Source organism: Alicyclobacillus mali NBRC 102425 (genome assembly GCF_001570745.1).
In the GTDB taxonomy this organism is placed as follows: Bacteria; Bacillota; Bacilli; order Alicyclobacillales; family Alicyclobacillaceae; genus Alicyclobacillus; species Alicyclobacillus mali.
In genome coordinates this window covers 44,119-55,488 of record NZ_BCSG01000030.1, presented here as the reverse complement: position 1 = coordinate 55,488, position 11,370 = coordinate 44,119, and the positions used below count along the sequence as shown (strand labels likewise).

Here is an 11,370-nt window from a genome sequence, read left to right as displayed (position 1 = left end):
TCAAATATTTAAGCGACAATCAATAAACAAACGCAGCCTACACAGTACCCCATGTTGCACTTTTCTAATTTGGATCATATCCGCGAGTTGTAATTCAGTAGCTGATTAAGATAATCTCCGCTGCTCGTTAACTGGAATGTAGCCTGACGCCAATGTGCAGGTGATTTTTCAATCTCAATCGTTAAATAACCACTATAATTAATCTCTAGGAGAGTTTTGATTATGCTAGGGTAATCTAGACATCCCTGTCCAATTGCACAAGTCAGTCCGTTCGCACATGCTTCAAAGAACTCATGATTCTTGCGTATAGAGGAAAGATAAACACCCAAATTAAAATCCTTTATATGGATATATTCGACTAACTCTGAGTAATTCGAGATAACATTCACAGGGTTCATCCCTGCGTAGAAAGTGTGACCTGTATCTAAACAAAGCTTGATGTTAGTTTTAGATATATACTCCACAACTTCTTGTATCTCATCATGGAACTCAATATACCCTCCTACGTGTGGATGAATCAAAGGTATAACACCGGCGTCTTCTGCCAACTTAGCGATTAAGCAAATATGCTCCACTAACTGTCTTAATGAATCTCTGTCAAGCCGAGGAGCTAAACGATAATTCCCAATTGTAGATCTTCTTTCCTTGTGTCCCCAATCTATGATGATTAAATATGGACCTTTTATAGTCTTTAAATTACATTTCGCTCGGGAAAGGAACTTACACAACTGTGCAATATCCTCTTTTAACTCATTAACACGAGCACGAGATACTAAATCATCAAAGACGGTGCCTGCAACAATATGAATTCCGCGCATTGAAAACTCGTCAAGGACCCATTCGGCATTACTTATAGGAATGTATCCCATAGGCCCAAGCTCCACGCCGCCTATTTTCAACTCTGATACTCGATCTAAAAAATCAATCCAATTAATGAGCTCAGATCCCGATGGCCTATCGACACCAAATGTGCACGGAGCCGTAGCTAGTAGTATGTTCTCCATCTGCTCCACCCCCGGAAATTAAGCAAGTGTATTATTCGAGAGAAAACCCTTCCTTTATTTTTCTTAACATGTCCTTACTTGATTCATCTCGTCTATCCGCCCATGCGAATACAGAATTGGTAGCAATGCCATCAAAATTCATTTGTTTTAGTTTTTTAAAGATAGTCAGAAAGTCCACCTCACCTTCGCCAATGTTCAGATGCTGATGAACGGTCACTTGTGCCCCTGGCGGATTGACTATGTAGCGAAGCCCGCCAGCCGCTTTGTGATTGAATGTATCAGCGAAAAGAACATGCTGAAGCAAGTCGCCCGCGTAATCGAACATGGCTTCAATGTCACCTGTGCCATCGTCGTAATAAAACGTGTGTGCCGTCGAGTACACTAGGTTGATCCATGGCTTATCGAGCGCACGTATCATATCAACAGCCTCTTTGTTCGTCTCGATAAAGTCGTACGGGTGAGCCTGCAAATTGAGGTGTATGCCTTCACGCTCAAAGATCGGAATCAGCTCATCCATCGACTTAATAAATTTTTCTTCGCACACCACTGGATTGTACTTTGTGCCGCTAAACTCGCTATTCACAAGATCAACCTCGAGTTCGACGGCAATTTCGATTGCTCGCTTCCAATTGCGAACCGCTGCCTGTCTCCGCTCTTCCTCTGGGCCTGCCCAGTGATAGAGGGGCAACAGCGAGGAAATTTTCACACCGGCGTCACGCAAGTAGCGCTTTAATTTTTGAATTCGATCTCGATCAGCTCTCGGATATTTGTAAAATGGGCAAAAGTCCTCCCGAGGTGACAACTCAATGTACTCATAACCGAGTTTCGCTGCTTTTTCCACCAACTCACGAAGTGACAAATCCGTGTACATAGTTGGATCTAGTGCAATTTTCATAAATCTACCTCCTCCTACGCGAGATGACGCCCGTCTCACATCAAGTCCTTCCCGCCGATTTTAGCACTCCGATCGGTTTACACACATTGTGTAATTGAGTATCGCACACATGTGAGATCTGAAATCTTCCATACCATATCTGTGATCTACCTCAGCCTCTATTTCACTGCTCCAGCGGTAAGCCCTCGGACCAAGTATTTCTGAACGAACAGCAAGAATATGACCATCGGCAGGATGGCTAGAATGCCGGAAGCGGCCATTTGCGACCAGTAGGTTTGATATTGAGAAAGAAATCCGATAATACTTACCGGCAACGTCTCGGCGGAGGAATTGGCCGTCAGAAACAAACCAAACACCAAATCGTTCCATGTAAAAATCATTGTCATAACCGCCGTCGTTGCCAGTCCCGGTGCCGCAAGCGGGAGCACCACCCTCAACATGGTCCGAATACGTCCGCATCCGTCGACCATCGCCGCCTCGTCTAGAGATTCAGGAATCTCCGATAAATACGAACGCATCATCCAAACCACGAACGGCATGTCGACCAAGCTATAGGCAAATATCAAGCCCAGTTTGGTATTGTAGAGTCCAGTGTTCTGATAGATTTGAAACAAAGGGACAATGAAGACAATTGGAAGCATCATGCGTATAGAAAGTACGATAAATGAAACAACCGTCCGAAAACCGCCGGCAAACCGAAACCGCGCCAAGGAATAAGCGGCTGGAACGCCTATTAACAGAGACAAAAGCGTAGACCCGACCGACACGGCTGAGCTATTCACAAAATACACGCCAAAGTTATCAACCACATAGTGATAGCTTGCGAACGTCGGATGTAGCGGCACGAATGTAGGCGGATCCGTAAGTACTTCTGCATTAGTCTTTAATGATGTAATCAACAACCAGTAGAGAGGAAACAGGGTCCAAACACTAAAAAGGATGACGACCCCCCATTTAATACATTTCTGGAATAAAATCATTTTGCATCCCTCTCCGACAAGACATAGAAAATCGACACCAAAAATAGCATTATGACAAAGATAATGAACAGCTGCACGGATGCGTGGCCGAAATCCGTCTGATTAAATGCAACATCGGCGACGTGAAGACTTAAAAACTGGGTGGCAACACCGGGACCGCCACCGGTCATGGAGTAAACCTGATCAAAGATGCGAAACGCATCAATCACTCGCAAAATGACGGCTACCATCAGTGTTTGCCGCAACAATGGCAATGTGATTTTGACGAAGCGTTGCCATGCGTTCGCGCCGTCGACCAGCGCCGCCTCGAACGGTTCTTCCGGGAGGGCCTGAAGACCCGCCAAGATGATCAGAAACAGAAAGGGTATCCACATCCAAAAATCCATGATGATAACCGCAGCCACAGCTCCTTTATTGGTTCCCAACCAATCTACAGGCTTTAACCCCATCGCCACCTCCATGGCGTCCGCGACCCCAAAGTTGGGCAAAAAGATCAACTTCCATATTATACCTGTAACAAGAGGCATCACAATAAAGGGCAAGATCGCTACTGTGCGCAGCATCCCTCCGATGATCCCGGTAATTTGCGAATAAACGAGAGCTAACCCCACGCTTAATACAAGCTCGATAGGAATAGCGATTACTGAGTAGATAAGCGTCCTCCCGAGCGAAGCCCAGAACGATACATCATGAAACACGTCACTCCAGTTCTCTATGCCTACGTACCCTGTCGCACGCCCATACATGTAACCTTCGAACGTGCTGTGTAGCGCATAGACAATCGGATAGACGAAAAGCAAAAGCAAAAGGACGAACATCGGGATCAACAAAACATATTTGAACATCTCTTTCCTGCGGACACGAGGTCGTGGACGGATTGCAAAAGTTACTCTAGGCTTGACCTCATCCTTCACAGCCACACTCACACCTCCTCAGGAAGGGCACCTCGCGGTGCCCAGTCGTCTTCCGCATTACTGACTCAAATGATGCTCTTTCATATACTGGTTGATTTGTTGTGCAGCAGAGCTCAACGCCTGTTGCGGTGTTACTTTCCCTTCCTCAGCCTGCACGATTTCCGTTCCTAAAACAGTCTCCACCTCCGGCCAAGCCGGAGTACGTGGCCTCATATGGCCGATTTTGAAAGAGCGTTCGACCACGGTATAGTAAGGCCACTTGGCATCCAACGCCGGATTCGTAATCACAGACTCTAAAGTCGGTACGTCCAGTCCATCCTTTGCATACTGCATCTGCTGTTGTTCAGCGCTAATCCACTTGAGAAACTCGAATGCTTGCTGCGGATGAGGTGCATTTTTGGGTATACCGAGTGACCAAACTCCCACTTCCGGAGCCTGTCTAACGTGTCCTCCTACATAATTTCCAGGAACAAGAGTCACTTTCACATCCGACGGCATCTCCGGAGCCCACCCGCTGGGCCAAACCAACGCGGCCGCTGTCTTCCCTTGCTGCATGTATGCACCAACCTGGTTTGCGCCAAACGAGGTTTGACCAGATGGACCTTGATGATAAAGCAACAACCATTCTTTCAATGCCGCTAGCGCTTGAGGTGTGCTCAACGCTGAAGTCCAATTCTTGTTGAAATAATCCCCACCAAATGCCCACAATATAGGACTGAAGTCGGCAACAGAGTCGTTCCCGCCATCACCACGGAGAACAAAACCGTATTGTCCCTCAGTCGGATGATAAGACGCTTGGGCTAACTTGTTTATGTCTGCCCAGGTCAACTGACCCGGATTCGCGTGAATGCCCGCATCTTTCAACATTTTGGTGTTGTAGAAGAGCGTAAGAACGTTCCCTGTCACAGGCACACCATAGTACCTCTGCGGTCCCGTCGTTCCAACCGGCGCATTGTATGGAGGAGACGGGGGCCAAAGGTCTACCTGCACAGCTCCTTTCATGAAGCCCGTCGGCGTATAGTGGAACGTAGAAAGCGGATACAAATATCCCCCCCCAGCAAATGTGGGCATCCAAGGATCATCCATAAAGAACAGATCGTACGTCCCAACCCGAGAGGATGCTGAAACAAGCTCTTTGGAGAACAAGTCGTCATAGGACAACTTCACGAAATTAATGTGTATGCCCGTCTGTTTCTCAAATTCAGGGGCTAATTTTGCTATATCATCCGCCTCAGGACCGCTAAAAATGGCGATATTAAGTGTTGTTTTTGACACGGACGCATTCTCTTGCGGATCCGATGCTTGAGAAGGATTCGCGGTGCCACACCCCGTGACGGAAAGTGTAATAAGGGAGAATCCAAGTAACATAATCCACATCTTTTTCGCGCCTTTGGTTTCGCTTGTCATCATGTACCCCCACTCTCCAATAAACACTATTACTTGACAGATACAATCAACCAATAAACACATATTTCAATTCTTCAATTATGAGCGAATTCGCTTACACCCCCTCAAAAATCATTGTTGATTAATTATATAGAATGACAAGCCCGAAGATCAACTAAACTCACGATAAGTTTATCAATAAATAATATTTATATGATCACAAGATGATATAACTATGATGATACTTACACCGAAGTTAGCCATCCTACTGGAACAAGAAATGCTCTGACTTTCGACCTGAGCCAAATTCCTGAATCTTCAGGCGAACGACTTGGTAAATTGCTCGACTCCCTTGATGAAGAATTGTGTATGGTTCATAAATCTCGGGGTGACCGTCGATAAAGCCCTTCACTGCATCACGCCAAGCAATGAGACAGTCAGTATTCACATTGACTTTTGTATAACCAGATTGTATAGCCTCAGCCAAGGAGTCGCCTGATATTCCCGAGCCCCCATGCAGAACCAAGGGCGTAGGTACCCGTCTTGCGATGCTCCGTAACACCGCGAAGTCAATGTTGGGATTTTCATAAAATCCGTGAACTGAACCCAAAGCCGCCGCCAAAGCATCTACACCCGTCCTACTGACAAACTCGACGCACTCGTCTGGGTCTGCGTTGCGCATCTCTGAAGCTTCACCGTCTTCCATCCCTCCCACTCGTCCGACCTCACCTTCAACCGAAACCTTATGAGCGTGCGCGTATTCGACGACGCGACTTGTCACTTTTACATTTTCCTCAAAAGGCAAATGAGACCCGTCAATCATGACCGATGTAAATCCCGCGTCGACAGCCTCAGCACAGCGCTCAAACGTGTGAGCATGGTCCAAATGGAGCACACACGGTATAGTGACTTTAAAGCGATTCATGTATGCTACGGTTGTCTGATAAATCGCCCGAAATCCACCGAGGTAATCTACTAGCCTATCGGACACGCCTAGAATGACCGGTGCACGCTCTTCTTCAGCCGCTGTAAGCACCCCTTCCAACCACTCGAATCCATTTATATTAAATTGTCCTATAGCATAATTCCCATTCTTTGCCTCTCTCAAGAGGGGATTCATTGAGATGAGACCCATATCAGAACACACCTCACTTCGCATCGAATGAATACATAAAAATCCCATAAACCATATAATCTACATAGCCAGCAACATGAGATGAAGGTTAATGCACAACACAGTGGACTAGCCCTCTGATTCTCGCGTGTCTGCGCAAAGCCTGTTACTCTCGTTGATTACCATTATTTCTAATAAAACCTATAGTTAGATCCTTTTGGACTGAAATTGTCACCCACTCATCCCTCCCCTGTGCAGAAACACAAGCTTGCCCTACCATTGTTGCGACATATCCGTCAAACGAGCTAGGCCCTGAGGGCTCCGCTCCCCGTGCAACATGATCTATGAAGTCCTGCAACTCAGCGTCATAAGCGTCCGAAAAGCGGAACCTCCAGTCCTGCATGACCGGCTGTGCATGCAATCCGGCATGACGTATGTCCACGGCTTGAGGAGAAGCAAGCGATACCACCCCGTCCTCACACACGACCTCGCATTGAATGTCGTAGCCGTACTGGCAATTCACGAACACTTCCGCCGTAATCACTACGCCCGACTGTGTGACAAGGTTGAAAATTTGCGGATCCTGGAGACCTGAGGGCGCATGTCTCGTGGTTTTCGGATACAACACCTGCACGCAGGTGTAGTCGTCGCCTAGTAGCCATCGAGTGACATCCAACTCGTGAATCAACGTGTCAAGAACGGCCATGTCGGTCGTGTAACGGTGATCTACACACGCGTTCCGATGTACACACCGCACCATCAGCGGCGCCCCGTAACGACCGCTCTCGATCTCCCGTTTCAATGTCACATAGCTCGCGTCGTACCGGCGCATGAAGCCCACCTGCACCAGGCGCTTTCCCATACGTGCTTCCGCTTCGACAATCCGCAGGCAACCGTCGACCGTCGTCGCCAGTGGCTTCTCGACAAACACGTATTTCCCTGCGGCGATGGCCTTTAGCACACTGCCTTCGTGGGCTGGCCCCCAACTCGTGACGATGACGGCATCAACTGATGAATCTTGTAAAATTTCGTCCTCCGAGTCGCACAACTGTGCATCTAGCTCGAGAGCTTCAATGCAATGCCGAGCCGCATCCAACGAAATATCCGTAACGGCCACCACTTTACCGCCCGACAAGCGCTTCTCCACACGTCGAATGTGCTCTTGTCCGATCGCGCCCGTTCCGATCACGCCAAACCTTACCGTCACTGTTCCCATCTCCTTGTCGCGCGTTTGCTCAGTTCTTAGCTGCGATCGCACAAGCCTTTAACCAACTCGTCAACATACCGCTTGGCTCTGAGGGCATACTCCAGGGGGTGGGCTCGTGCCGGATCCTGCTCCGCTTCAATTACAATCCATCCTTGGTAGCCGAAGTCATGCAGCTTCCTAAACACCTGTACGAAGTCGATACATCCGTCACCGGGGACCGTAAAGATGCCGTCCAAGACGCACTTCAGAAACGGATGGTGCTTCTTACGGCACGCCGCCAGTACGTCACGCCGAACGTCTTTAAAGTGCACGTGGCGAATGCGAGCACCGTGGAGCGCGAGCACAGTCAGAACATCCTCATCGGAAGCAAACAGATGGCCCGTGTCGTACAGCAGATGCACAGTCTCGGGGTCCGTGCGCCTCATCAGCGTGTCAATCTCGTCGCGAGTCTGAATTCCTGTTCCGAGGTGAGGATGGTACACAAGCATAAGTCCGTATTCTTTTGCGGTCGCGCCCAACCGATTGAGACCATTGACCAACGTATCCCATTCATCCGCCGTAAACTTCGGCTTGTGGTCGAATACACCAAGTTTCAGTCCCTGCACACTGTGAGTCTGTTCTGATACCACCGCAACATCCGCCCGGAGCGCCGCCAACCGCGCACAGTGCCGCCGAAACGCCGCGTCCACGCGCTCGAAACCGTCTTGGAGCAAGTAAGAACTGAACCACTGCCCGGCGACATCAAGCCCTCTCAGTTCGAGCTCTCGCCTCAAAACTTCCGGTTCGGGAAAGAACCCCCCGACCTCCGTGCCCTCAAAACCCGCCACTGCCATGTCACTCAGTACGTGTCCCAGCGAGTGTTCCGCGCCCAACTCTGGCATGTCGTCATTTCGCCAGCCGATGGGGGAAATGCCCCATCGAATCCCTTCAACGCTCACAGCTAGCCCTCCAGCCATTAGTACATCTTGGCTTCCTTGGCCATCTCCTTGTGCTTCGCGGTGGCTAAGACCACTTTCGGATTTGCAGCCGCTTCAGGAACCCCTACATTCCACCAGTTTAGATACCCTTTCGTCATCGTCTTGGGCAGCACCTTAATTTCGATGAGTGTTGAAACGTCATCCTCAACTGCTTCATGTATAGCCTGTTCCAATTCCTCCAGCGTTCGCACGCGGTACGCCTTGGCCCCATAGCCCTCCGCAACTTTCACATAATCGATGTTCATCACACGACCGTCGCGATCGCGGAACTCGCAGCCGTAACTTGGCATCCCGTGTTCCATTTGCAAGTTGCTGATACAACCAAAACCCGAATTATCAAACACTACCACGTTGATTTTGTATCCATGCTGCAAGGCCGTGACCAGTTCCGAGTGCAACATGAGGAATGAACCGTCACCAACTAGCGAATACACTTCACGATCCGGTTCCGCCAGCTTAGCTCCGAGCGCCCCTGCGATTTCATATCCCATGCAGGAATATCCGTACTCGACGTGATAGCCGTTAGCTGCATCCGTATGCCAAAGGCGCTGCAGGTCCCCAGGAAGCGATCCAGCTGCACCAACGATCACACTATTGACTGGAACAGCACGGTTCAAGGCGAGCAGAGCTGCGGTTTGTGTGAGTTCCGTGCCTAATGCGTCAGCATACTCATTCATCTCTTTCTGACTAAACTGTCCTTCAATCTCCGGCGTGAAGCCTTCGCGCTTAAATCGAACCTTTTCCAAGCGCTCGCGCTCTGCCCACCACTTATCACGAATACGCGCGATTTGGTCTCCGTAGTTGCTCCGATAATCGCCCAATTGATCTGCAATCGCCTTCAACGCCGCTTTGGCATCGGCCACGACCTGTGCACCGTCCATCTTGTAAGTCTGCATACGGTTCACGTTAATATTGAGAAATGCCGCTTGTGGCCAGGCAAACGCCGTCTTCGAGGATGTAGTGAAGTCCGTGTAGCGAGTACCCACGCCGATGATTAAGTCGGCCTGAGCCGCGATCTCGTTCGCCGCACGAGTCCCGGTAACGCCAATGCCGCCAAGATTGTTTTCGAAGGAACTAGGCACCGTGGACTTACCGGCCTGCGTCTCGGCCAACGGAATTTGGTGTTTGCGCGATAATTCCATTAATACCTCGGCAGCTCCGGAATATTTGGCACCGCCCCCGACGATAATCAGAGGGCGCCGACTTTTCCGAATCAGCGATATGGCCTGGTTCAGTTCGCGTTCTGTAGGCGTTCGGCGTTCCAGATAGTGCACGCGTTTGTTGAAGAACCGCTCATCGAAGTCGAAAGCCTCACCTTGAACATCCTGACAAATACATAAAGTCACTGGTCCTGCAAGCGCTGGATTCGTCAGCACCTCAAATGCGCGAATTAGGCTGGACATCAGTTGCTGAGGACGTGTGATACGATCCCAGTAACGCGAGACAGGGCGCAGGCTGTCGTTCGTGGTGATGGCTACACTGTACTCCTGCTCGATTTGCTGCAAAACCGGGTCTGGTTGGCGCGAGGCAAATGTGTCCGACGGCAACAAGAGTACCGGAATGTTGTTCGCCATCGCAGTGGCTGCGGCCGTCACCAAGTTTGCCGAGCCAGGACCGACTGACGTCGTGACCGCCCAAATTTTTCTCCGCAACGACTGGCGGGCAAATGCGACAGCGGCGTGTGCCATGCCTTGTTCGTTTTTCCCTTGAATCACCTGAAGTCGCCCCGGGTTTTCTTGCAGGGCCTGGCCAATACCAAGCACATTTCCGTGCCCAAAGATGTGGAACACACCCGTGACAAACGGAATCTCTTCGCCGTCCGTCCACAGATACTGTTGATTGAGAAATCGAACCAAGGCTTGCGCCGTCGTCAATCGAACCGTCTTCATTCCTGTTCACCTAACCTCTTGATCGCTCGGAGTATTCCTGCAGAAAGTGGTCGATCTCGTCCTTCGTCGGCATGGCTTCGGACGAGCTGTGCCGACTCACCACGAGGGCTGCGGCCGCACTCCCCATGGTGAGAGCAGTTTCAACATCCTCGCCTTGAAGCAGCGCGTACAACAGCCCCGACGCGTAGGCATCGCCTGCGCCAAATGTCTTCAGAACCTGGGTATGGAACGCCGGCGCGCTATACACTCGTCCATCGCGGTGGTACGCAGCGGAGCCTTGTACCCCGCGCTTGACGACTACGAGCTTCGGAAGAAATTCGAATAGCGCTTTCACCGTCGCCTCGTCCGAGCCCGGACGCCCCTCGAGAATGTCAAATTCCTCGCGAGTGCCGATTACGATGTCCGACAATCTCGCCAGCAATCTGTAATAAACCTCCGTCTCATAGGGGGAGCGCCAGGAATACGCACGGTAATCGAGTTCAAACACCACGGCCACCTGGTTCCTCCGCGCTAGTTCGACTGCGCGAAATGCCGCCTCACGTGACGGACTCTTTGCTAAAGCTGTCCCGGAGATCAGCAGCACCTTCGAAGATGCTATATAGTTCTCATCCATTTCTTCAGGCTTGATATACAAATCGGCGACTTCGTCGCGGTATAACAGAATGCTGCACTCCGTGGGGCTCTTGATTTCCGTGAACGCCAGCCCGATCTTGTGTCCCTCTTGATCAAAAACGAGGTGCGATGTGTCCACGCCCACTTGGTTCAAGTATGAGACCACAAATTTCCCCATGCCGTCATTGGAAACCTTGCCGATAAACCCAACGCGCAGGCCCAATCGCGCGGTACCGATCGCAATGTTGGCCGGACTCCCCCCAACGTACTTCGCGAACGTGCGCGTTTCTTCCAGCGGTCGGTTGTAGTCGACCGCATTCAGGTCAATGCACGCTCTTCCTAGGGCGATTACGTCGAAAGACCTGTCGGCGGGAAACGCGATACTCACGTCG

General features: G+C 50.2%; 10 protein-coding genes. All 10 read right to left on the bottom strand.

What is annotated here, in order from left to right:
- Nucleotides 1–74 precede the first annotated feature (74 nt).
- Nucleotides 75–1,004, bottom strand: a complete 930-nt coding sequence (locus tag AMA01_RS13635) for a sugar phosphate isomerase/epimerase family protein (protein ID WP_082744142.1) — start codon at nt 1,002–1,004, stop codon at nt 75–77.
- 31 nt (nt 1,005–1,035) lie between these two features.
- Nucleotides 1,036–1,899 carry a sugar phosphate isomerase/epimerase family protein gene (locus AMA01_RS10790; RefSeq protein WP_067850822.1) on the bottom strand — a complete coding sequence of 288 codons (864 nt, stop codon included), beginning with the start codon at nt 1,897–1,899 and terminating at the stop codon, nt 1,036–1,038.
- A gap of 158 nt (nt 1,900–2,057) precedes the next feature.
- Nucleotides 2,058–2,879, bottom strand: coding sequence for a carbohydrate ABC transporter permease (locus AMA01_RS10785; protein ID WP_067850820.1), 822 nt, complete (start codon nt 2,877–2,879; stop codon nt 2,058–2,060).
- Nucleotides 2,876–3,799 carry a carbohydrate ABC transporter permease gene (locus AMA01_RS10780; protein WP_067850818.1) on the bottom strand — a complete coding sequence of 308 codons (924 nt, stop codon included), beginning with the start codon at nt 3,797–3,799 and terminating at the stop codon, nt 2,876–2,878. Before AMA01_RS10780 ends, AMA01_RS10785 begins: the two co-directional genes overlap by 4 nt.
- Nucleotides 3,800–3,850: 51 nt before the next feature.
- The gene (locus tag AMA01_RS10775; RefSeq protein ID WP_067850816.1) at nt 3,851–5,203 is read right to left on the bottom strand and encodes an extracellular solute-binding protein; all 1,353 of its coding nucleotides are present in this window, start codon (nt 5,201–5,203) and stop codon (nt 3,851–3,853) included.
- 241 nt (nt 5,204–5,444) lie between these two features.
- Complete coding sequence (locus AMA01_RS10770) at nt 5,445–6,314, bottom strand: class II fructose-bisphosphate aldolase (RefSeq protein ID WP_067850814.1); 870 nt, start codon at nt 6,312–6,314, stop codon at nt 5,445–5,447.
- A gap of 145 nt (nt 6,315–6,459) precedes the next feature.
- A complete protein-coding gene (locus AMA01_RS10765) occupies nt 6,460–7,500 on the bottom strand; it encodes a Gfo/Idh/MocA family protein (protein ID WP_067850812.1) in 1,041 nt (346 codons plus the stop codon).
- 35 nt (nt 7,501–7,535) lie between these two features.
- Nucleotides 7,536–8,438 (bottom strand): myo-inosose-2 dehydratase, encoded by a 903-nt coding sequence (gene iolE, locus AMA01_RS10760; RefSeq protein ID WP_269447899.1) that lies wholly within the window; start codon nt 8,436–8,438, stop codon nt 7,536–7,538.
- 17 nt (nt 8,439–8,455) lie between these two features.
- Nucleotides 8,456–10,366 (bottom strand): 3D-(3,5/4)-trihydroxycyclohexane-1,2-dione acylhydrolase (decyclizing), encoded by a 1,911-nt coding sequence (iolD, locus tag AMA01_RS10755; RefSeq protein ID WP_067850807.1) that lies wholly within the window; start codon nt 10,364–10,366, stop codon nt 8,456–8,458.
- Nucleotides 10,367–10,376: 10 nt separating this feature from the next.
- The gene (iolC, locus tag AMA01_RS10750) at nt 10,377–11,366 is read right to left on the bottom strand and encodes a 5-dehydro-2-deoxygluconokinase (RefSeq protein ID WP_347401667.1); all 990 of its coding nucleotides are present in this window, start codon (nt 11,364–11,366) and stop codon (nt 10,377–10,379) included.
- Nucleotides 11,367–11,370 lie beyond the last annotated feature (4 nt).